We start from the raw sequence: 22,348 nt of genomic DNA, 5'->3' as shown, positions 1-22,348 counted from the left end.
GAAAGAGGCAAACATGACAGAACTATTAAATCTTCTAAGGGACGGACATGCCAGAACGACTAAGCTTTTGGCAATTGAACTTAAGACCTCTGAAGAGGATGTAAAAAGACAACTTGAGTACCTGACAAACATCGGGGTGATCAAGAAAGTTGATTTATCCTGCGCCGGATGCGGTGAAAACTGCACAGATGGCTGCGGAGGAAACTGCGGGGGGAGCCATGGAAGTGGCCATTCTGCTTGCAGCTCCTGCCTTCCTGAGGGGGGCTTTAAGAATATGGGAGAAATGTACGAGGTAGTATAAATGACAACAAATGCGTTGATAATCATAATTCTGGTGGTAGTGCTCATCATTGCGGCAAGGGGCTCTATTAAGCACTTTAAGGGAGAGGGCGGCTGCTGTGGTGGAGGCTCTGTGGTAAAAGAGCCGGATAAAAAGCTGAATGGTCCGATTCTCAAGACTAAAACCTTCAAGATCGATGGCATGACTTGTGAGAACTGTGTAAACAGAGTTAAGCGTGGAATTAACAGAATTGATGGAGTATCAGCCAAAGTGAACCTGCGGAAAAAACAGGCGGTTGTTCAATTTGAAAAGGATGTTGAGGACTGTGTCCTTCAAAAAGCCATCGAAGAAATGGGATACAAAGTGACATCAATTAAATAATCTTCGTATGGATTTAATTAGAAATTACATTATTATTTTGGGGTGTTCCGCTAAGGAATGCCCTTTTTAATATTGAAGAAATCAGCGTTCTTATACCGGTAACTTGAGCATATAAAATAGATATGCTACAATGCAAGCAAATAAATACATAAAGTTTTATGGTGCCGCTGAGCTTAGCGGACTGGCGATGTTTTCGATTTGCCAGCCCCTTGCTGCAGAGGGTAAAAGGGAAGCAGGTGCAAGACCTGAGCGAACTCGTCACTGTAAATGCGGAGTACTGTTATCGCAGTTTGTGACCACTGGAAAATGGAATTAGATAGTCCTTTTTCTGGGAAGGCAGATGACAGTGTGATGATGCATGAGCCAGGAAACCTGCCATAGAGCTGGTACAGGAAGGATATTCCGGATCACGAGTAATTGGTCGTACCGAATTTACAGGGTGCATAACCCTGTGTTTTTCGTGTGCACAATACTCATGTTGGATTATTTCCGATATGGGTATTTTTTATGCACACTTGCGCGATATGAATATGTTGCATAAATGCAACCGCGCTCGGCGCAAGAATGTCGTAAGCGACATTCTATTCTAAAATCCGGGTTTATCTGATATATATAAGGAGGCATATTATGAAGAAAAAACTACTTACAATTGTACTTGCCGGTGTAACTGCATTTTCAGTTCTGGCAGGCTGCGGAGCTGCAGGAACAGATGTACCTGCTGAGGAAGTAACCATGGATACTGAGGCTGTAGCAGAAATTATTGCACAGGAACAGTCAGAAACAGCATCGGAGACAACAGAGATGAGCGATGAAGAAAGAGCTAAGGAAGTTGCGGATTTAATTGATGCAATCTATGTTCAGGAAAGAACTGATGAGACAGATGAGCTTTGCCAGAAAGCCAAGGAAGCTTGGGATGCTCTTACAGATGAACAGAAAGAAATGGTAGAGGGCGAAGATGCAGATCCTGACTACTTTGGAAGAGATACTGGAGATGCATCCAAGGACGATCCCCTTAATTCAGATGATATTGGTGAGAATGAGATACTTGTAGTGAGCTTTGGTACCTCTTTTAACGACAGCAGAGTAGAGGATATCAGCGGCGTTGAGAAAGCTATTGCAGCAGCTTTCCCTGACTGGTCAGTTAGAAGAGCATTTACAGCTCAGATCATCATCAACCACGTTCAGGCAAGGGATGGCGAGAAGATTGACAACGTGGAGCAGGCTCTTGAAAGAGCTGTAGCAAACGGGGTTAAAAATCTCGTGGTTCAGCCAACTCACCTTATGCACGGAGCTGAGTACGACGAGCTTACAGATGCTCTTGAGAAGTATGCAGACAAGTTCGAGAGCGTAACCGTAGCTGAGCCTCTTCTTGGTGAAGTTGGAAGCGATGCAACAGTTATCAATGATGACAAAAAAGCTGTTGCTGAAGCAGTTGTTGAGGCAGCAGTTAAGGCCTCTGGCTATGAGAAGCTTGCAAATGCAGATGCTGACAAGACAGCTTTTGTATTCATGGGACATGGAACAGCTCATACAGCCAAGGTTAGCTACAGCCAGATGGCAACTGTGATGAAAGAGCTTGAATACGACAACGTATTCATCGGAACAGTTGAAGGTGAGCCTGAAGAGACAGCCTGTGAGAATGTTATCGAGGCTGTTAAGGAAGCCGGTTACACCAAGGTTATCTTAAGACCTCTTATGGTTGTTGCCGGTGACCATGCCAACAACGATATGGCAGGTGATGACGAGGATACTTGGAAGAGCATGTTTACAGCATCAGGAGCATTTGAAACTGTAGATTGTCAGATCGAGGGCCTGGGAAGAATTGATGAGATTAAGGATCTTTATGTTGCTCATACCACAGAGGCTATTGGAAACGTAGGTATTGCCAGTTCAGATATAGTTGTTCCCGCTGAGACTCTTGCAGATGGCGAGTATCAGGCAAAGTTTACTTCCGACAGTTCAATGTTCAAGGTTAATGAAGCTTATGATGATTACGGAACACTCACTGTAAAGAACGGCGAGATGACAATTCACATTTCTCTTCCTTCAGAGAATATAGTTAATCTTTATCCCGGTCTTGCAGAGGATGCCAAGAAGGACGGAGCTAAGCTCCTTGAGCCAACCAAGGATGAGGTTAAGTACAGCGATGGAACTACAGAAACAGTAAACGGCTTTGATGTTCCTGTTCCTTATCTTGATAAGGAATTTGATCTTGCACTTATCGGAACAAAGGGCAAGTGGTACGACCACAAGGTAGTAGTGGCATCTCCTGAGAAATAAGGATTATTCATGACTAGATTTTCTAAATGTATTTTGAAAAAGTACATAGTTTTTCTGATTTTTTTACTTGGAACTATTTTTGTGACCTCCTGCGGCCGGCAGGAGGTTACTTCTGCTAATGAGGAAACATCGACTGTTGCAAGTGTTAATGAAGATGTGATGGATTCAAATTCTACCAGTTCATTGGCAGAAACGATGTTTATTGATATCGATTTCCAGGGCGGCACCGGGAAAGCCTGCATAAAATCTCCGGTTGAAGTAACAAATGATAGTGGAAATTTGACTGCCAGATTTGTGTGGAGTAGCAAAAAATACGACTACATGATTGTTAATGGAGTCAGATATGAGAATGAGAATAATGGTGGCGAATCCACCTTTACTGTAGATATAGATAGTATTACCGGGACACTAACTGTTATCGGCGATACCACTGCCATGAGCACACCTCATGAGATTGAGTATAGGATCACTTGGGGAGAGGTCAGAGACGCAAAAAAAACTACTGATGAGGCGAAAGCTGATTCAGATAGTACAGAAATAGGTATATCTGAAGAAAACAATATAGATGATTACAGAAAAGTCACTGTTGTAGGTAATGGCTACAATAGTGAAGGTATAAAAAAGGTAAAACAGATTCTTGAAAATTCAGGATTGGCATATACGGGAAACACTAAGCTTGCCTATGCCACTGGTTTTACAATCGATAATTACGGCGATTATGCCCTTGTTTCCATAGCTAATTCAGGAGAGTATCTGGTAGTGCCGGAAGGAAAGGAAGCTCCTGCGGGCCTTCCTGATGACCTTGTAATTTTGCAAAAGCCTCTGGATAAGACTTATCTCGTATCCACCGCCGCCATGGACCTTATAAATACCTGCGGAGCCCTTGATATGGTAAAGCTTTCCGGCACAAGAGAAAGCGACTGGTACATAGATGATGCCAAAAGAGCCATGGAGAGCGGAAACCTGGTCTATGCCGGTAAATACCGGGCTCCAGACTATGAGCTTATCCTTGGAAGTGGCTGCAATCTGGCTATTGAGAACACTATGATCTACCATGAGCCAGCGGTAAAAGAAAAGCTAAATGAGCTTGGAATTCCGGTTCTGGTGGAGACATCAAGCTATGAGCAGCACCCACTTGGAAGACTTGAGTGGATTAAGCTTTACGGACTTTTATTTGACCATGAAAAAGAGGCTGATGAGTATTTTGAAAAGCAGCTTGAAATCATAGAGCCTATCATGAATGACAATACAAATACCGGTAAGACAGTAGCTTTTTTCCATGTGACAGCAGGAGGGCTTATCAATGTCAGAAAGTCCGGTGACTATATCACCAAGATGATTGAACTTTCCGGCGGAAACTATTGTCTCACAGGAGCAGGAGAGGGCGAAAATGCTCTGTCCACCATGAATATGCAGATGGAAGAGTTCTATGCAGAGGCCTGTGAGGCGGACATAATCATTTACAACAGCACAATTGGCGGCGAGATTTCATCTATAAACGAGCTGATTCGCAAAAATGAGCTGTTTAAGGATTTTAAGGCTGTTAAGGAAGGCAATGTTTACTGCACGGACAGAAATCTCTTTCAGCAGATCACCGGAATGGGCGAGTTCATGAAAGACCTTAATGCGGTATTTACGGATACTGACAGAAACTATACATATTTGAACAAACTGGATTAAAGAATGAGTAAAAGACGCTGCGGAAATTTCTTTTGCCTGATCATAATTCTCATCCTGGCTTTCTTCGTAGTTAACATAGTGCTGGGAAGTGCTCATGTTTCTACCGGTGAGGCTTTTGGGATTATATTCGGGGAGGAATCCGGATCAACTAATTACAACATAATAATGAATATCCGCCTTCCAAGGGCAGTTTCTGCGATTTTACTTGGGGGAGCGCTGGCTCTTTCGGGATATCTTTTGCAGACCTTCTTTGGAAACCCTATAGTGGGCCCCTTTGTTCTGGGCATTTCTTCAGGAGCCAAGCTCTTTGTGGCAATCACCATGATTTTCTTTTTGTCCCTGGGAAAAGAGATGGGGCTTAACATGATGGTTCTGTCGGCATTCGTGGGCGCAAGCCTTGCCATGGTTTTTGTTCTCCTGATTTCAGTAAAGGTTAGGAGCATGAGCGTACTGGTGGTGTGCGGTATCATGATTGGCTACATTTGCTCGGCTATTACGGATTTTGTGGTGACCTTTGCAGATGATTCCAATATTGTTAACCTTCACAACTGGTCCATGGGAAGCTTGTCCGGAGTTAACTGGGCTCAGATCAGGGTTATAACTGTGATTGTGGCGTGTTGTCTTTTGATGACCGTTTTCATATTAAAGCCAATGAATGCCTACAGGCTTGGAGAGGCCTACGCAAGGAGCGTCGGTGTTAACATAAAGTTCCTTCGGGTGATGCTGATATTTATTTCTAGTCTTCTGGCAGCCTGTGTTACAGCCTTCGCAGGACCTATTTCTTTTGTTGGAATTGCGGTGCCTCATCTTGTGAGAACCAGCCTTAAAACAGACAGTGCCCATGTGATGATCCCGGCCAGCTTCCTTGGGGGAGCGCTGGTTACGCTATTTTGCGATCTTATCGCCAGAACTGTTTTTGCACCGACGGAAGTCAGTATCAGCTCAGTGACAGCTCTTTTCCTGGTGCCGGTGGTAATATTCATGATGATTCGAAGGGCAGGTAATTCAACGAACAAGTAATAGGAAGATGGTCATTTGTTTAGTGAAACATCGAATAATGAATAATTATCGATGAATTGGATTATATATAGAAGATCTGAATAAAGAATTTAGATATGGAGTATTTGGATTTAGATGTCTGATTTAAAGGGAATAAGAACAGACAAACTGAATATTGGATATAAGTCAGATCTTATCAGAGATATTTGCTTTGAGGTAGAAGCTGGTAAGATTATCACTCTCATTGGCCCCAATGGCTGCGGGAAAACTACGCTTCTTAAGACCATTACAGGGGAACTTAAGAAAAGAGGCGGAGTCATTTATCTAAACGGCGATGACAGGGATGAGCTCAAGGCAAGCGAGATTGCAAAGCGCATGTCTCTTGTTATGACCTACAAGATAAGGCCTGAGCTTATGACCTGCAGAGAGGTTGTGGAAATCGGAAGATATCCATATACGGGAGGCCTTGGAATATTATCTGACCTTGATAAAGAAAAGGTCAGAGAGGCTATGGAATGGACCGATGTGATTGACCTTCAGGATAATCTCTTTTCCAATATCAGCGATGGGCAGAAGCAGAGAGTGCTGCTGGCAAGAGCCATCTGCCAGGAACCGGAGGTGCTGGTTTTAGACGAGCCTACATCCTTTCTTGATATCAGGCACAAGATAGATATTGTGGAGAAAATCAGGTCTTTTGCCAGGGAAAAGAACGTGGCGGTTCTCATGTCACTTCATGAACTGGGCATAGCCAGGAATATTTCAGATACTGTGGTTTGCATCGGCGACGAAGGTGTAATGAAGATTGGTGCGCCTTCTGAGGTGTTCACGGAAAGTTTTATTAGGAAACTATATCACCTGGAAAATGTGGAGCTTGAACTACTGGGTGAAACTCCTTGGGATGGAAAGAGAATCTGCGATAATGAGGCGGACTTGGGGAATTATAGTAAATATGGTAATAGTGAGTCCGTAAGTGAAATTGGCATAAATAGTGAAATGGGCAGTGAGACATTGGGAAATAAGCACAGAGCTAAGGTTATCATGGTGCAAGGCACAATGTCCAATGCGGGAAAAAGCGTAATTGCAGCGGGACTGTGCCGCATATTTTCTGATGACGGATATAAGGTTGCACCCTTTAAGTCTCAGAACATGGCGCTTAATTCCTATATAACTTCTGAGGGCTTGGAGATGGGAAGAGCCCAGGTAATGCAGGCTGAGTGCGCGAGGATAGAGCCTAAGGCCATTATGAATCCAATTCTGTTAAAGCCTACAAGTGACGTCGGAAGTCAGGTCATTGTAAATGGCCAGGTCATCGGCAATATGAAGGCCATGGAATACTTCAGGCACAAAAAAGATTACGTTAAGGATATTATGGCGGCCTTTGATGAGCTCTCTGAAATGGTGGACATCATTGTGATTGAGGGGGCTGGATCTCCTGTTGAGATGAATCTCAAAAAGGACGACATCGTGAACATGGGATTGGCGCAGATGCTGGATGTGCCGGTGCTTCTCGTTGGAGATATTGACAGAGGCGGCGTGTTTGCTCAGCTTCTTGGAACTCTGGATCTTTTTGATGAAAATGAAAGAGAAAGAGTTAAGGGCGTGATTGTCAATAAGTTCAGGGGGGATGCCCGTCTTTTTGACGATGGAATTAAGATTCTTGAAGAGCGCGGCAGGACCAAGGTTGTAGGCGTTGTGCCTTACATGAAGGTTAAGCTTGACGACGAGGACTCACTTTCTGAGAGGTTTGATAATAAAGAGGTTAAGGCCTTTGATATAGCGGTTTTGCGGTTGGGACATATTTCCAACTTCACGGATTTTGACACCTTTGAGCAGATGGAAGATGTGTCGGTTAGATATGTTTTCGAAGTGCGTGACCTTGGAAATCCGGATATGATCATAGTTCCCGGCTCCAAGAACACCATAGCGGATTTGCGGGCTATTAAGGAAAATGGGCTGGCTGATGCAGTAGTTAGGAAAGCGTCTGAAGGGTGCTGTATCTTTGGAATCTGCGGAGGCTATCAGATGCTGGGAAAAGAGATTTCGGATCCTCACGGTGTTGAGGAAGGCGGAAGCATAGAAGGACTTGGGCTTCTACCTGTTACTACTGTTTTGAAAAAAGAAAAGGTGAGGACGAACTATACTGGCTCTGTTGTAGGGGCTACCGGGGTGCTGGCAGGGATTGAAGGAAGTGCTGTCAAAGGATATGAGATTCATATGGGCAAGACGGAGCCTTGCGATGGAGTGAATGATTCTGGTCTAATTGAATTTACATCTGCTGGAACCGGATATTGTCAGGAAAATGTGTACGGAACCTACATTCATGGCTTTTTTGACAAGAAGGAGATTGCCTCTGAGATAGTTAGAAAGGTGGCTGACTCAAAGGGTAAAAAGGTATCAACAGAATCCGTTACTGATTACGAGGACTTTAAGGATAGCCAGTACGATCTTCTTGCCAAGGGCCTTAGAGAGAGTCTTGATATGGATTATATTTACGAGATTATGGGAATTAAGAGATGACAATTTCTGAGCTTTTTAATGTGATTGTTACACAACCATCACAGGATATTTACAAACAATCTAAAGATAAGTGGGACTCCATTGCTAAGCCAATTGATGGCCTGGGGGACTTTGAAGAAATGGTTAGCCGCATTGCGGCCATCAGAGGGCAGGTGAGGCCTGACTTGTCTCGTAAGGCTCATGTGATCATGTGTGCAGATAACGGCGTTTATGAAGAGGGTGTATCTCAGACAAGTCAGAGTGTTACGAGAGATGTAGCTCTTTTGATGGGAGAGCGAAAGAGCTCCGTTGGCATCATGGCAAAGGGGTATCCGATAGATTTTTTTGTATATGATGTGGGAATTAACTCTGATGATAAGCTTCCCGGAGTAATAGATAAAAAGGTCAGGAAGGGCACAGCCAATTTTGTTAAAGAGCCAGCCATGAGCAAGGTGGAGTGTCTTGCTGCAATTGAAGTTGGAATTGATGCAGTTAAAAGCTGCAGCGATAAAGGCTACGGAATTATCTCTACCGGAGAAATGGGAATAGGAAATACCACAACGAGTACAGCTTTATTGTGTGCTCTAAAAGGCCTTGAGCCTTCAGCTGTAACAGGCAGAGGTGCTGGGCTTTCCGATGAGGGACTGCAAAAGAAGATTCAGGTGATTGAAAAGGGGCTAGAACTCCATATAGGTAGTAAGAAAGACGTGGAGCCCCATGAGGAGACTAAGGAAGACATAGAGTATCACGGAAATGATAATGGAAGCCTAGAAATCGCCACAAGAGAAGATACTTTCAATGCCCTGCGTTGTTTTGGGGGCTTTGATATAGCTGGACTTGTGGGAGTGTTTATTGGTGGAGCTATGTATCATGTACCGGTAGTGATTGACGGAGTTATAAGTGCTGTTGCGGCCCTGGTAGCTGAGAGACTTATTCCCGGATGCAAGGATTACATGCTTGCTTCCCACATGGGAAGAGAGAAGGGCATGGGGAGTATTCTTGAAGACTTGGGGCTTAAGGCTGTGATACATGCCAATCTTGCTCTTGGAGAAGGAACGGGAGCGATACTTCTTTTCCCAATGCTGGATATGGTAATGAATCTGTACAGTAGTGGAACAAATTTTGAAGATACTGTAATTGAGCAGTATGAGAGGTTTCAGTGATAAATAACCTATGATGTACCAGGAAATGTAAGTAGATAGCCAGTGATGAATCTGAATTGATATGGATTTGTTACGAAATGAAAGTAGTGATAAAGGAATTTGAATATGATCTACTTGATAATAGGGACTCAGAATAGCGGTAAATCAGCATTGGCTGAGGAACTTTCGGTTAGTACCGGAGATGAGCACAGAATCTACCTTGCCACTATGAAGGTATACGATGAAGACGGATTAAAGCGCATTGAGAAGCACAGAAAACAGAGGGAAGGCAAAGGTTTTTTTACCATAGAAAAGGAATATGGGATTGCAGAGGTGCTGGATGAAATAGAGAGCCCTAAGGCTACAACTGTTTTGCTGGAGTGCGTATCAAACCTTGTGGGAAATGAGATGTATGAAAATCCGGAATGGAGAGATATTCTAAAAAGCCTTGATAAAGGAATGCATATAGAAAAAGGTAATGAAAGTGAATTGGTCATGCAGACAGACTGCAACTTCCCAAAAGAAGACATGAAGGATATGCATGAGACAGACTGTGACGTGATATATAGCGAGTTTGCCGATGCGGTTACCAAGGAAATAAGGGAACTGTCGGAGAAGGTGAACAACATGATTATTGTCACCAATGAGTATGACGCCGATGAGAAATATGACTGGGAAACAAGGCTGTATTTAAAGCTCCTTGGTATGGTTAATGAACGAGTCAGCTCTTTTGCTGATAAAATCTATAATCTCAGATGTGAGTAATTGCTGGAGATCAGAGGATAAAATTTTGAAATTATTAAGATGGTTTGCTGTTTCTTTTTCTATGTATAGTAAGATTCCAATGCCACGATTCGAGTGGAAGGAAGATGACATGGCCCATAGCCTGGTGTTCTTTCCCTTTGTGGGGCTGGTGATTGGGGCACTTATTTGTGCAATAAATTACGTGCCTGTTCTTGCGGAGTTTCCGGTGGCACTGCGTATTATCATGACACTATTCATTCCGCTTTTTATAACAGGGGGATTTCACGTGGACGGCTTCATGGATACTGAAGATGCCCTTAGTAGCTATGGCTCCAGGGATAAGAAACTTGAGATTTTGAAGGATTCTCATATTGGGGCTTTTGCCGTTATCTCTTTGGTGAAGTGGGGGCTTGTATATGCCTTTTCTGTAACAGCTATTCTTATGAGTAACAACTGCGGGATTGATGCGCTTGTGGTCTTTTCCATGACCTTTGTGATTTCCAGATGCTTTAGTGGTATAACTTCTCTGGCCCTTGATAAAGCCAGGAAAAATGGAATGCTGTACGAGGAAACCAGGGGAAATCAGAAGGGAATTGTTATCTGGCTTACAATTGTACTTATTGCAGCCTTTGCGACTATGATCATCATGAATGCCATATATGGCGCAGTGGTGGCAGTAGTCTTTATCTTTTACACTGAGTATTACAGACACAGGGTTCGTCGCGAGTTTGGTGGCGTGACCGGAGATACAGCCGGGTTTTATCTGACCACAAGTGAAATTCTGACAGCGCTGGCCTTGGCTGTGACAATGATTGTGGTCTGAGGTGTGTTGCTATTAAAATTTGACCAGTGTCAATATTTACAAATAATCTGGAGTTTATGAATGAAGGAATTGTTAACATGCCACATGGCGGCGCTAATTATAGGGATTTGTCTTGATCAGGTCATCGGAGATCCCCATTGCATGCCCCATCCCATCAGATGGATTGGGAATCTGATCTTTTTTCTGGAAAAGAGATTGCTGGGAGATGTCACTGGAAATAAGGATAGCCGGTGTATAGAGCAAGAAGGAATAGACGAAGGTACAGATCATCAAGGAAGTGATCGTAGTAGGAATTATGAGAAAGAAAAGAGAAGAGGAATCCTGTTGTGGTTTGCGGTTGTGATCACAGTTGCAGCGGCAACTTTTTGCATCGTGTACGCGGCCTATAGCCTTAATAAATATCTGGGAATTGCGATAGAGTCAGTGCTCACCTGTTATATTCTGGCAGCAAGAAGTCTTTGCAGAGAGAGCATGAGGGTGTACAGGGATCTGGAAAAAGATGATATTGCTGCGGCAAGATTTTCCATATCTATGATTGTTGGGCGAGACACAGATAATTTGGATGCCGAGGAAATTGCCAAAGCGGCAGTTGAGACCGTGGCAGAGAATACCTCAGACGGAGTAATTGCCCCGCTGATATACACGGCGATCGGCGGCCCTGTTCTTGGCTTTTTCTACAAAGCAGTTAACACCATGGATTCCATGCTTGGGTATAAGAACGAGAGATATGAGAATTTTGGTTTCTGGGCGGCTAAGGCAGATGACTTTTTTAACTATGTTCCATCAAGGATAAGTGCTTTATTTATGATCCTTGGCAGTTTTGCTTTAGGTCTTTTTTCCAAGTCATATGATGGGAAAAAAGCGTATGCGATTTGGAAAAGAGATCGCTATAATCATAAGTCCCCTAATTCAGCTCAGACTGAGAGCGTTTGCGCTGGGGCTCTTGGCCTTAAACTTGGAGGAACGCACCTGTACAAGGGAGTGCTGGTTGAAAAGCCCACAATCGGTGATGAAATCAGAAGAACTGAGCCTGATGATATAAAGAGATCCAACAATCTTATGTTTGCAACAGAGGCAATAACGGTGGTTGTGGTGGTGCTTATATTTATGATAGTTAGATGTTTTTGATGAGCCAGATGATGATGGAAATTAAGTTGAATTCCAGAAAGTTGACATAATTATTAGTTTTGGTAGTACCTTTTCCTGTTGGAGTTTTAATTTAAGCGAATTACAACAGTGAAAAAAAGCTAGAAGCAACAGGTCCCTAAAAAGAAAATGGCCTGTTGAAATAAGCAAAAGTAACAAATTAGGCAGACTGGAAGTGTTTATATGGCCCACGGTGGAGATATTTATAGAAATAAAGTGAATATGGACTACTCGGTGAATCTAAATCCTCTGGAGACACGGGCGGAGATTCTGACTGCAGTGCAAGGAGCAATTTCAAAGGCTCAGCTTTACCCTGATATTCTGCAGCAGGAGGTTAGAGAGGCAATAGCAGATACTATTGGCCTTACTTCGGAGTACATTTATGCCGGAAACGGCGCGTCAGAGCTGATTATGGCGGCGGTCAGAGCAATGACGGAGATATTTGCAAATCCCGGCCATGATGGGCTAGAAGGCATTTCTGGTGAAAAAAAGAACCGGAATAAATATGAGAAAAGACATCTGAAGGCTCTTTTATTTGAACCAGGCTTTTCCGGGTATGAGTACGCTCTTAAGGCAGCAGGTGCAGAGATTGTAAGGCATGTCCTTACTGAGGAAAAGAGCTTTGATCTTACAATAGAAAATCTTGAGGCACTAACTAACGATATCGACGTTGTCTTTATCTGCGACCCCAATAATCCCACGGGACGCCGGATAGATGAGGCAGTTCTAACCACGTTCCTAGATAAAGCTAAAGAGAAGAATATTACAGTATGTCTTGATGACAGTTTCTATCTTATGTCTGATACGGAGATATATGGCCATAATCGGTATTCAAAAGAAATGCTTCATACCAGAAGCAAACTAATAGAGAAATACGACAATCTCATCATAATCACATCTCTGACTAAGCTTTTTGCACTTCCGGGAATCAGGATGGGCTATGTTGTTGCGGTTCCGGATACTATTGTTAGAATTAGAAAGCAGCTCCCTGAGTGGAACCTGGCGGTGACAAGTGATGCCGGGATAAAAGCAGGGATGAAGCTTATTGTTGAAACAGATTTTATTGCAAGAACTAATGAAATCATCAGCGTGGAGAGAGCATTTTTATCAAAAGAGCTAAGAAATCTAGGGCTGAAAGTCTATGACAGCGATACCTGTTTTATTTTGTTCCAAGGGCCACAGAATCTATATGACAATCTTCTTGAAAGAGGAATCCTTATCAGAGATTGTAGCGACTACAATGGATTGTGCAGAACGGATTCAACTGAAGATAGTAATAATGGCAATTTGATGGATGTGAGTGATGGGATTACGAATAGATTCTACAGGATTGCTGTCAGAAACCATGATGATAATGAAAAATTAGTGGAAGCTATGAAATTCGCAATCAATGATAATCAAATACAATGAAGAACGAGAGTAATATGCACGATAAAGGACACGATAAAATGGCAAATACTGATAAAACAGTAAGTGGCACACCCAAAAAAGACTTGAGTCCATACGGTAAAGAATCCGAAAATGTCAGACCTGAAGATATAGAGAAGAGAAGCTTTGAGATTATCACCAAAGAGCTGGAAGAAGCCGGAATAGTGCTGGATGAGGCCACAAGCTTTGTTACAAAACGCTGTATCCACACTTCGGCCGATTTTGACTATGCCCACACCTTATTTTTTTCCGAAGGGGCTGTAGATGAGATGAAAAGACTCATAAGGGGCGGTGCATGCATAGTAACTGACACAAACATGGGGCTATCCGGAATTAACAAGAAAAAGCTGGCATCTTTTGGCGGAGAAGCTATGTGCTTCATGGCAGATGAGGATGTGACTAAAGAGGCCAGGGAAAGAGGGGTTACCAGGGCAGCAGTCTCAATGGAAAAAGCTGCAAAACTGGACAAAGATGTGATTTTTGCCATAGGAAATGCTCCTACAGCTCTTATTAAGCTGCACGAGATGATGCAGGAAGGTATTTTTGTTCCAAAGTTTGTAATTGGAGTCCCGGTGGGATTTGTGAATGTGGTTTGGGCAAAAGAGCTGTTTCTTGACGGAGACGTTCCCTATATCATTAACAAGGGAAGGAAAGGCGGAAGTAATATTGCGGCAGCAATATGTAATGCAGTGTTATACAATATGTGAACTATAATTTATAAGGATAAACTAATGAATAAGGGCTTCACTACGGGTAGTTGCGCTGCGGCGGCAAGTAAGGCTGCTGCGTTTATGCTGCTTTCCGGTCAAAAGAAACTTCAAATTGCGATAGATACGCCGGCTGGAGTTAAGTATAACCCTCAGATAGAAGATATTGAAATCGGAGAGGGCTATGTTTCCTGCGCTGTAAGGAAACAGTCCGGGGACGATCCGGATATTACTAATGGAACACTGGTTTTTGCCAGGGTTTCTTTTACCGATGAAAAGACCTCAGGTGATGGAAAAGACATAGCGAATAAAGACAGCAATTGCAGAAAGGTCTATATTGACGGCGGAAAAGGCGTAGGCAGAGTAACAAGACCAGGCCTTGATCAGCCTGTTGGAAATGCCGCAATTAATTCAGTTCCAAGACAGATGATTGAGAATGAAATCATGCAGGTTATGGATCTTTTTGATTATGAGAGAGGCCTTGATGTAATAATCTCTGTTCCTGAAGGTGAGGAGCTTGCGGCCAAGACCTTTAATCCAAGGCTTGGAATAGAGGGCGGAATATCAATCATAGGAACAACAGGAATAGTGGAACCCATGTCCACCAAGGCTCTTCTTGACACCATCATGGTAGAACTTCGCCAGATGAAGGCCATGGGCGCCACAGTTGCTGTTGTTTCACCCGGAAATTACGGAATGGAATTTATGAAGGAAGCTTTTGATTACGATCTTGATAAGGCTGTAAAGTGCTCCAATTTTATCGGAGATACCATAGACATGGCAGCAGAACTTGGCTTTAAAAAGCTGCTACTATGCGGCCATGTAGGGAAGCTAATTAAGGTTTCAGGCGGAATCATGAACACACATTCCAGAGAGGCGGACTGCAGAATGGAACTCATGGCAACAGCAGCTATCAGATCCGGAGCATCCGCAGATGCAGCTCGCGAGATTTTGGACTGTGTTTCCACCGAGGAAGCTATGGAAATATACCTTAGAGAAGGCTTAGATAAGCAGTGCTTTGACTACATTATGGACAGGATAGATTTCTTTTTGTGTAAAAGAGCTGCCGACAGGCTGGAAGTGGAGTGTATTGTGTATTCCAATCAGTATGGGCTACTTGGTAAGACAGAGCATGCGGAGGACTTCCTGAGGGAAGCGAAAGGATAAAAAATGGTAAATTTCGTGGGAGCAGGTCCCGGAGCTGTTGATCTTATCACGGTAAGGGGCATGGAACTTATAAAAAATGCAGACGTCATCATATACGCGGGAAGTCTTGTTAATCCGCAGCTTCTTGACTATGCCAAGGAAGGCGCGGGAATTCATAATAGCGCTACCATGACCCTGGAAGAAGTCCTTGATGTCATGAAAAAAGCTACTGCAGATGGCAAGGAAGTTGTAAGACTCCATACCGGAGAACCCAGCATTTACGGGGCTGTCCGGGAACAGATGGACGCTCTTGATGAAGCGGGAATAGAGTATGCTTCCTGTCCCGGCGTAAGTGCATGTTTTGGAGCTGCATCGAGCCTTAATCTTGAGTATACCTTGCCAAATGTTTCTCAGACTTTGATTATCACAAGACTTGAGGGTAAGACTCTTGTTCCGGAAAAAGAAAAAATGGAGAGCCTTGCTTCGCATGGGGCTTCCATGGCAATTTACTTAAGTGCAGGGATGCTGGATAAGCTTTCTGAAAAGCTGATTGCAGGCGGCTACAAAGAGGACACTTCGGTAGCCCTTGTCTACAAGGCAACCTGGCCTGAGGAGAAAAAGATTATCTGCACAGTGGGAACCATGGCCGAATGTGCCAAAAAGGAAAATATCACTAAGACAGCAATTGTGCTTGTTGGAGATGCTATCAACTGCACTAATTACGATAAGTCCAAATTGTATGATCCATCTTTTTCTACCGAATACAGAAAGGCTAAGAGTACTGACTGATCATGATGAATGTAATTATGCATGACTAACAAATGCATTAACTGTGAGCAGGATTTAGAGTATATGAACAAGATTGCTATATGTTTTACCCGGCAGGGGGAAACCGTAATTAGAAAATTGAATAAGGAAAGCGCTAGAAAAGGGATTGATCCTGTAAAGGCTTATGTGCTGAGAAATGATGATCATGATGATATGTGTATGTCTGACAAGGAAGATGGTTTGATCAGTGGAAAAGATTGCGTTGACGATGACCAGTGTAGGAATAATACTCAGGATGAAAAGAGTAGTTATGATAGAGGCCGCTTTATACAGGTAGACCAATCTCTTGGGGAATGGGCAAAAGAAATGTTCACTCCGGGGAATGTCCTTATATTTGTTGGAGCGGTTGGAATCGCAGTAAGAGCAATCACGGGACTACCCAAGGATAAGTTAAGTGACTGTCCTGTAATAGTCATAGATGATAATGGGCAGTTTGTTATTCCTATCTTGTCCGGTCACGCCGGTGGATCCAATAAACTTGCAGCTATTATCGCTGAGCTCCTTGGAGCAATTCCTGTTATCACAACGTCTACTGATGTTAACGATACTTTTTCTGCGGATTCCTATGCGGTAGAGAACAGACTGACTATAGCAAATAGAGAAGGCATCAAAAAGGTTTCGGCTAAGGCTATTGAGGGCAAAAAGATAACCCTTTCCATCAAGAATTTCCCGCCCAAAGAAATGGTGGATGTGATTGTTGCCGATGAAACCGACGCAGAGTATTCTCTTTTACTAAAACCAAAGAAATACACTGTGGGACTTGGGATGAAAAAGGACAAGGATCCACAGGAGGTTGAACAATTCTTCCTGGAGACCTTGGCTTGTAATGGAATAGATGTAAGTGATGTCTATGCCATCTGTACCATAGATATTAAGGAAGATGAGGCAGCGGTCAGGAATCTTCGAGATAAGTACAGGATCCCGGTGTTGGCTTTTGACAAGGATATTCTTAATAAGGTTGAAGGTTCTTTTACCAAATCCGAGTTTGTAAAGGGCGTAACCGGCGTTGATAACATCTGCGAAAGAGCTGCGGTGGCTGGGGCAGGATTCGGCGCTGAGCTTGCGGCTTATAAGCTTGCCAAAGATGGTATGACAATTGCCATTGCAAAGAAAAAATAACCAAATAGAATTATATGATTAAGAAATGAGTGATAATAATACGAGTAATATAATCCATGTAATAACAAGCTGTCTGGAAATAAGCTTTTGGTATTATGGGGAATTATTTGAATAATACTAAGAGGATAATAATCGGAGAAAAAATGGGAAAAATCTACGTTGTGGGCATCGGCCCCGGTGATAATAAAATGATGACGCTTAGGGCCAAGGAGGCGCTGGATAACAGCGATATAATCGTAGGCTACAAGGCCTATATAGAGCTGGTAAAAGAAAACTACAAGGACAAGGAGTTCTATGAAAACGGCATGCGCGGCGAAATAGAACGCTGCGAAAAATGTGTGGAGTTTGCTAAAGAAGGAAAGACAGTTGCCCTTATATGCAGCGGAGATGCAGGGGTTTACGGAATGGCCTCTCCTGTTCTTGAGATTGCAGAAAGAGAAGACTTCAAAGATATAGAGGTTATCCCCGGAGTTACTGCGGCTCTTAGCGGCGCGGCAGTTCTTGGTGCGCCTCTTAGCCACGATTTTTGTGTTATCAGTTTGAGCGATCTGCTGACGCCCTGGGAGCTTATAGAAAAGAGGCTACTTTGCGCGGCAGAAGGGGATTTTTGCATGGCAATCTATAACCCCTCAAGCCACAAAAGAGCTGACTATCTAAAGAGAGCCTGCGAAATTCTCCTTAAGAAGCTTCCGGAAACCACAGCCTGCGGATATGTGAGAAATATCGGAAGAGATGGCTGTGACAGCAAGGTTTGCACTCTCGGAGAACTTTTAAATGAAAATGTAGACATGTTTACCACAGTATTTATCGGTAATTCAAGAACCAGAATAGCAGATGGGAAGTTAATTACCCCCAGAGGATATCAGCTATGAAAAGAGTTGTGATTTTTTCAGGGACAACTGAAGGAAGAATCCTGTCAGAGCATCTGTCAGCGGATAAAATTCCACACACAGTCTGCGTTGCCACGGAGTATGGCGCGGAGATGATGGAGGAGAATTCATATGCCAAAGTGCATGTGGGCCGCATGGATGCCTCGGAAATAAGGGCTTTTCTTGCTGCGAGTAAAGATTTTAATAATGAGAAGAATTTGTCACAGGGAATAGATTTAACTGGAACAAATGTATCCTTTACTACTGATAATGTTGAGGAGATGACAGTTGTTGATGCAACCCATCCCTATGCAACTGAAGTAACTGCCAATATTAAGGAGGCCGCAGATACTCTGGGGATTCGATACATCAGAGTAATAAGAGACATGGCAAAAGAACTTCCTAAAACTGCCAACATATATTCAGACATCTCAGAATGCGCCAAAAAGATAGATGAGTCTTGTGGAAACATCATGCTTACTACAGGCAGTAAGGAACTGGCTAAATACTGCGAGAATGTTTCAGAGAATACCAAGAAGAGAACCTATGTGAGAGTCCTTCCATCTGCTGAGAGCCTTAAGCTTTGCGAAGAGCAGAGCATTGAACCTGATCATATAATCGCCATGCATGGGCCCTTTAGTAGAGAACTCAATGAGGCCCTTATCAGACAGTATGATATTAAACACCTTATTACGAAGGAAAGCGGCACTTCCGGTGGATTTCAGGAGAAAGTAGAGGCTGCGGCAAATTGTGGTGCTTCAATTCATGTGATAAAGAGGCCTACGCAGGAGATAGGAATGAGTCTTGAAGAGGCTTATTCTGCGTTGACAGGAAAAGAAAGTGTTGGGAATGCGGAATATGACAAAAAGATTGAAGCATCTGAGGTTTCCGGTAATTCCTTGAAGATTTACCTTGTAGGCATTGGCATGGGAGCTGCAACCTCTATGACAGTTGACGCCGAGACCGCGATAGAAGATAGCGATGTAGTATTTGGAGCAGAGCGCCTTATCAGGGATATTACATGTCATAACAAATTTTCAATGTATCGTGCAGCGGACATTATTCCTGTGTTGGAAAAAGAAAACTATAAAAAGGTAACAATTCTCTTTTCCGGAGATACCGGCTTTTACAGCGGTGCCAGGAAGATGCTTGATTCACTGAAGGAATGGCGAAAAGATATAGATGTGCAGGTGATCCCTGGAATATCATCCTATTCTTATCTGGCAGCAAGACTTGGTGAGAGCTACGATGATGCGGTTCTTTTCAGCATTCACGGCAAGAATACTGAAAAAGATATAGCGACTCTTGTAGATAAGATAAGGTATAACAGCAAGGTGTTTACTCTTTTATCCGGTGCTAAGGATGTAAGAGAGATTGGTAATAGACTTAAAGCTGATGGCATCACATGCAGAATCTATGCAGGCTCCAATCTGTCCTATGATAATGAGACTGTTAGAGAGCTTTCCGTGGAAGAAGCTTTGTCTTTTGACGATGAAGGTGTAGTAACTGCGCTGGTTAAGAATACCAATCCTTTAAAACGACCAATTATAAACGTCAGAAAAGATTCTGATTTTATCAGAGACAAGGTGCCTATGACCAAGGAATGCATCAGGCATGAGAGCATTATAAGGCTTGGCCTTCATGAAGGCGATGTTTTCTATGATATCGGCGGCGGAACCGGATCAGTGGCCATAGAGGCAGCGTCTCTTCATCCAAGTCTTCAGGTTTATACCTTTGAGAAAAAGAAAGAGGCAGCAGAGCTTATAAGGCGGAACATAGAAAAGCTTGGAACCTTCAATGTAACCGTTGTGGAGGGGAATGCAGAAAAAACTATAGCCGACATGCCAAAGCCTGACTGCGTTTTCATAGGAGGAAGCAGTGGCAAAATGGCTGAGATAATCGACACGCTCCATTCTAAGGGCGTGGGAATTAGATTTGTAATTAACGCTGTGAGCCTTGAGACAATAGATGAAACCAGGAAAATTATAGAAAAGTATAAGCATTCTGATGAAGAAACTATTGTGATCACGGTTAGTGACGTGAAAGAGATTGGTTCCCATCACATGCTTCAGGGGCAGAACCCTATTTGGATTTTCTCTTTTACGATATAAAATGCCCAGTAACAGCATAAATTAGCAGAATATCTTATATACAAATGTAAGGAAGAAAAAATGAGTTTAAGGAGCGTCTTAATAGCTGCACCGGGAAGCGACAGCGGAAAGACTACAATTACATGCGCACTTTTGCAGGCCCTTAAGGACAGGGGACTTGATACTGTGTCCTTTAAATGCGGTCCTGATTATATTGATCCCTTGTTTCACAAAAGGGTGCTGGGAGTGGATTCCAGGAACCTTGATACCTTTTTTGCAGGAAAAGAGGGCGTGTGGAATACCGCAGCGAAGCTTGGAAACAGATACGCAGTAATTGAAGGCGTTATGGGACTTTACGATGGCAGAAGCACTGATGGAATAGATGGCTCCGGCTATGAAATCGCGGAGACTCTAAATGCCCCGATAGTACTTATTGTGAATGCATCTGGCACCGGCAGGACCATTATTTCTATAATAAAGGGAATGCTTCTTGATGATACTGAGCATCTGATAAAGGGAGTTATACTTAACAAGATCAGCGCCGGCTTTTATGAATCACTAAAACCTTCTTTGGAAAAAGAACTTTCGGCTATGCGAGAGGATGTTAAGCTACTTGGCTGTTTTCCAAAAAACGCAGGCATCAGCATTGGCAGCAGGCACTTAGGGCTTATGATGCCGGATGAAATATCGGATTTACAGAGGATGATTTCTGATGCTGCATCTATATTGGAAGAAAATGCGGATGTGGATGGAATCATTTCTATTATGGAGGATGGAAAAGCGGACCAGCCAATAGTCAATAACAAATCATCGGCTGTTGCTGGCGGAGTTGATGATCTTACTCTGGCCGTAGCCTATGACGAGGCTTTCTGCTTCTACTATGCTGATAACTTTGACATTTTAAGAGAAAATGGAGTGAAGCTGCAGTTCTTTTCCCCAATCCATGATGAGAAGCTGCCTGATAATATTGACGGAATCCTCTTAGGAGGCGGCTATCCGGAAAACTATCTGGAACAGCTAAGCAGCAATAAGTCTATGCTTGCTTCCATAAAAGAGGCAATAAATAAAGACATTCCCAGCCTTGCGGAATGCGGCGGTTTTATGTATCTTCATAATTCAATAACAGATACCGAGGGCAAGACCTATGATATGGCCGGCGTAATAGACGGAGAGTGCCGCTATACAGGGCATCTTGTGAGATTTGGCTACATGCAGATTGAGTCGGCAAAAGACCTGAATAATGAGGCACTGCTATATAAATCTCTTGTGGGCATGAAGGGCCATGAGTTTCACTACTATGACAGCACCTTCAATGGCAATTCTTATATAGCAGGTAAACCAGGAAAAGACAAAAAGTGGGACTGCATAGTGACTTGCAATAACGGCGTATGGGGATTTCCTCATTTTTACTACAGATCCAATCCGGAGTTTATAAAGGCATTTACAGAGAAAATGAAATTACATAGACAGTCATGAAAGATAGAATGAGCTGACGGATAAAAAGAATAAATAATACAAGAAAAGCTATCAACAGGTTGAATCCTGCTGATAGCTTTTTGCAGTTAATAACTTAAGATGATTATTGGCCGCGAACGCCCAGGATAATTGTAGCGATTACAAGGGAAATAGCAGCTACAGCAACAAATAAAAGAGCTGATAAAAGAACCTTTACTCCTGTAGACTTTTTGCATCTTGTAGCAATCTGAATAGAAAGCGCTGCTGCAAAAAGGTTTACCATACCGCCAAGAGCGCCACCAAGGACTGCAAGAAAGTTGAATGCGTAGAGGACTACAAATATCCAAGCCCATCCTGGAATAGGTGCTGCTGCATATTCCTCTCCTGTGTTAACATCTCTTCCGTTGTAAACCATGTGCTTCTTGGTTGTTGAAACGAACAGTTTTGCAATTTCATTATTAGGTAATGCAATATCAAGTACGTTTTCAAAAATGTTACTTTCTGCCTTATTCTTAATTGTTCTGGCGTTTACTTCCTCGCCTCCGTTGACGGATACCCAAGTGTTTCTGCGGAGATTGATCTCTACAGGAGTTCCGTCTGCTGTGTTAAATTCCCATGAAATAACTTTAGCCATAATACTCCTCCTAAATAAATAATAACTTTGCTATGATACTACTTTTCTTTTTATATTTCCATAGTGTATAATCAAGAGGCAAAAAACGTTATTATGAAAAA

18 protein-coding genes, 2 pseudogenes and 1 riboswitch are annotated in these 22,348 nt (G+C 43.0%); of the genes and pseudogenes, 19 read left to right on the top strand and 1 reads right to left on the bottom strand.

The annotated features are described in order from the left end of the window. Positions 1 to 13: 13 nt before the first annotated feature. The 19 genes and pseudogenes from G613_RS0105450 to G613_RS0105360 all read left to right on the top strand — a co-directional run bounded on the left by G613_RS0105450 (position 14) and on the right by G613_RS0105360 (position 21,634). Positions 14 to 301 carry a hypothetical protein gene (locus tag G613_RS0105450; protein WP_029231696.1) on the top strand — a complete coding sequence of 96 codons (288 nt, stop codon included), beginning with the start codon at positions 14 to 16 and terminating at the stop codon, positions 299 to 301. Next, positions 302 to 661, top strand: coding sequence for a heavy-metal-associated domain-containing protein (locus G613_RS0105445; protein ID WP_029231695.1), 360 nt, complete (start codon positions 302 to 304; stop codon positions 659 to 661). A gap of 193 nt (positions 662 to 854) precedes the next feature. Next, positions 855 to 1,055: riboswitch (cobalamin riboswitch) on the top strand. 233 nt (positions 1,056 to 1,288) lie between these two features. Further along, positions 1,289 to 2,530 (top strand): annotated as a pseudogene (locus G613_RS0105435) (sirohydrochlorin cobaltochelatase); the annotation flags it as partial. A 420-nt stretch (positions 2,531 to 2,950) separates the two neighbouring features. After that, positions 2,951 to 4,621, top strand: a complete 1,671-nt coding sequence (locus G613_RS18515) for an ABC transporter substrate-binding protein (protein ID WP_029231692.1) — start codon at positions 2,951 to 2,953, stop codon at positions 4,619 to 4,621. Between the two features lie 3 nt (positions 4,622 to 4,624). Beyond that, complete coding sequence (locus tag G613_RS0105425; protein ID WP_029231691.1) at positions 4,625 to 5,641, top strand: FecCD family ABC transporter permease; 1,017 nt, start codon at positions 4,625 to 4,627, stop codon at positions 5,639 to 5,641. Positions 5,642 to 5,755: 114 nt separating this feature from the next. Further along, positions 5,756 to 6,253 (top strand): annotated as a pseudogene (locus G613_RS20200) (ABC transporter ATP-binding protein); the annotation flags it as partial. A 360-nt stretch (positions 6,254 to 6,613) separates the two neighbouring features. Next, positions 6,614 to 8,137 (top strand): cobyric acid synthase, encoded by a 1,524-nt coding sequence (locus G613_RS20195; RefSeq protein ID WP_035774310.1) that lies wholly within the window; start codon positions 6,614 to 6,616, stop codon positions 8,135 to 8,137. After that, on the top strand, positions 8,134 to 9,279 hold the full coding sequence (locus G613_RS0105415) for a nicotinate-nucleotide--dimethylbenzimidazole phosphoribosyltransferase (protein ID WP_029231689.1): 1,146 nt from the start codon (positions 8,134 to 8,136) through the stop codon (positions 9,277 to 9,279). The genes G613_RS20195 and G613_RS0105415 overlap by 4 nt, the downstream gene beginning before the upstream one ends. A 105-nt stretch (positions 9,280 to 9,384) precedes the next feature. Next, positions 9,385 to 10,023: a bifunctional adenosylcobinamide kinase/adenosylcobinamide-phosphate guanylyltransferase gene (locus tag G613_RS18510; RefSeq protein ID WP_029231688.1), complete on the top strand. Its 639-nt coding sequence runs from the start codon at positions 9,385 to 9,387 to the stop codon at positions 10,021 to 10,023. A gap of 25 nt (positions 10,024 to 10,048) precedes the next feature. Then, positions 10,049 to 10,825 (top strand): adenosylcobinamide-GDP ribazoletransferase, encoded by a 777-nt coding sequence (locus G613_RS0105405; RefSeq protein WP_029231687.1) that lies wholly within the window; start codon positions 10,049 to 10,051, stop codon positions 10,823 to 10,825. 60 nt (positions 10,826 to 10,885) lie between these two features. Continuing rightward, complete coding sequence (gene cbiB, locus G613_RS0105400; protein ID WP_029231686.1) at positions 10,886 to 11,953, top strand: adenosylcobinamide-phosphate synthase CbiB; 1,068 nt, start codon at positions 10,886 to 10,888, stop codon at positions 11,951 to 11,953. A gap of 201 nt (positions 11,954 to 12,154) precedes the next feature. Continuing rightward, the gene (locus tag G613_RS0105395) at positions 12,155 to 13,381 is read left to right on the top strand and encodes a pyridoxal phosphate-dependent aminotransferase (RefSeq protein ID WP_029231685.1); all 1,227 of its coding nucleotides are present in this window, start codon (positions 12,155 to 12,157) and stop codon (positions 13,379 to 13,381) included. Positions 13,382 to 13,419: 38 nt separating this feature from the next. Further along, positions 13,420 to 14,106, top strand: a complete 687-nt coding sequence (locus G613_RS0105390; RefSeq protein WP_081647795.1) for a precorrin-8X methylmutase — start codon at positions 13,420 to 13,422, stop codon at positions 14,104 to 14,106. A gap of 24 nt (positions 14,107 to 14,130) precedes the next feature. Beyond that, entirely contained in the window at positions 14,131 to 15,273 is a 1,143-nt protein-coding gene (gene cbiD / locus G613_RS0105385) for a cobalt-precorrin-5B (C(1))-methyltransferase CbiD (protein WP_029231683.1), read from the top strand. Between the two features lie 3 nt (positions 15,274 to 15,276). After that, positions 15,277 to 16,041 carry a precorrin-4 C(11)-methyltransferase gene (gene cobM, locus G613_RS0105380; RefSeq protein WP_029231682.1) on the top strand — a complete coding sequence of 255 codons (765 nt, stop codon included), beginning with the start codon at positions 15,277 to 15,279 and terminating at the stop codon, positions 16,039 to 16,041. Positions 16,042 to 16,158: 117 nt separating this feature from the next. Next, positions 16,159 to 17,199, top strand: a complete 1,041-nt coding sequence (locus G613_RS0105375; protein WP_196805039.1) for a cobalt-precorrin 5A hydrolase — start codon at positions 16,159 to 16,161, stop codon at positions 17,197 to 17,199. 143 nt (positions 17,200 to 17,342) lie between these two features. Further along, a complete protein-coding gene (cobJ, locus tag G613_RS0105370) occupies positions 17,343 to 18,071 on the top strand; it encodes a precorrin-3B C(17)-methyltransferase (RefSeq protein WP_029231680.1) in 729 nt (242 codons plus the stop codon). Continuing rightward, positions 18,068 to 20,179 (top strand): bifunctional cobalt-precorrin-7 (C(5))-methyltransferase/cobalt-precorrin-6B (C(15))-methyltransferase, encoded by a 2,112-nt coding sequence (locus G613_RS0105365; protein WP_029231679.1) that lies wholly within the window; start codon positions 18,068 to 18,070, stop codon positions 20,177 to 20,179. The genes cobJ and G613_RS0105365 overlap by 4 nt, the downstream gene beginning before the upstream one ends. Positions 20,180 to 20,239: 60 nt before the next feature. Continuing rightward, complete coding sequence (locus tag G613_RS0105360; protein ID WP_029231678.1) at positions 20,240 to 21,634, top strand: cobyrinate a,c-diamide synthase; 1,395 nt, start codon at positions 20,240 to 20,242, stop codon at positions 21,632 to 21,634. 103 nt (positions 21,635 to 21,737) lie between these two features. Here the strand turns inward: G613_RS0105360 and G613_RS0105355 are convergent, their stop codons facing one another. After that, positions 21,738 to 22,247 (bottom strand): hypothetical protein, encoded by a 510-nt coding sequence (locus G613_RS0105355; RefSeq protein WP_029231677.1) that lies wholly within the window; start codon positions 22,245 to 22,247, stop codon positions 21,738 to 21,740. Positions 22,248 to 22,348 lie beyond the last annotated feature (101 nt).

Source organism: Butyrivibrio sp. VCB2006, from assembly GCF_000420945.1.
GTDB lineage: Bacteria > Bacillota > Clostridia > Lachnospirales > Lachnospiraceae > Butyrivibrio.
Note: the sequence above shows the minus strand (reverse complement) of the source record. Positions and strands in the feature narration are given on the sequence as shown.

Bases quoted from the DNA above. Each gene is read 5' to 3' on its own strand.
- G613_RS18510 (WP_029231688.1), top strand. From the start codon at position 9,385: ATGATCTACTTGATAATAGGGACTCAGAATAGCGGTAAATCAGCATTG.
- G613_RS0105355 (WP_029231677.1), bottom strand. From the start codon at position 22,247: ATGGCTAAAGTTATTTCATGGGAATTTAACACAGCAGACGGAACTCCT.
- G613_RS0105450 (WP_029231696.1), top strand. From the start codon at position 14: ATGACAGAACTATTAAATCTTCTAAGGGACGGACATGCCAGAACGACT.
- cobJ (WP_029231680.1), top strand. From the start codon at position 17,343: ATGGGAAAAATCTACGTTGTGGGCATCGGCCCCGGTGATAATAAAATG.
- G613_RS0105425 (WP_029231691.1), top strand. From the start codon at position 4,625: ATGAGTAAAAGACGCTGCGGAAATTTCTTTTGCCTGATCATAATTCTC.
- G613_RS0105365 (WP_029231679.1), top strand. From the start codon at position 18,068: ATGAAAAGAGTTGTGATTTTTTCAGGGACAACTGAAGGAAGAATCCTG.
- cobM (WP_029231682.1), top strand. From the start codon at position 15,277: ATGGTAAATTTCGTGGGAGCAGGTCCCGGAGCTGTTGATCTTATCACG.
- G613_RS18515 (WP_029231692.1), top strand. From the start codon at position 2,951: ATGACTAGATTTTCTAAATGTATTTTGAAAAAGTACATAGTTTTTCTG.
- G613_RS0105390 (WP_081647795.1), top strand. From the start codon at position 13,420: ATGGCAAATACTGATAAAACAGTAAGTGGCACACCCAAAAAAGACTTG.
- G613_RS0105445 (WP_029231695.1), top strand. From the start codon at position 302: ATGACAACAAATGCGTTGATAATCATAATTCTGGTGGTAGTGCTCATC.
- G613_RS0105360 (WP_029231678.1), top strand. From the start codon at position 20,240: ATGAGTTTAAGGAGCGTCTTAATAGCTGCACCGGGAAGCGACAGCGGA.
- G613_RS0105395 (WP_029231685.1), top strand. From the start codon at position 12,155: ATGGCCCACGGTGGAGATATTTATAGAAATAAAGTGAATATGGACTAC.
- cbiB (WP_029231686.1), top strand. From the start codon at position 10,886: ATGAAGGAATTGTTAACATGCCACATGGCGGCGCTAATTATAGGGATT.
- G613_RS20195 (WP_035774310.1), top strand. From the start codon at position 6,614: ATGGGCAGTGAGACATTGGGAAATAAGCACAGAGCTAAGGTTATCATG.
- G613_RS0105415 (WP_029231689.1), top strand. From the start codon at position 8,134: ATGACAATTTCTGAGCTTTTTAATGTGATTGTTACACAACCATCACAG.
- cbiD (WP_029231683.1), top strand. From the start codon at position 14,131: ATGAATAAGGGCTTCACTACGGGTAGTTGCGCTGCGGCGGCAAGTAAG.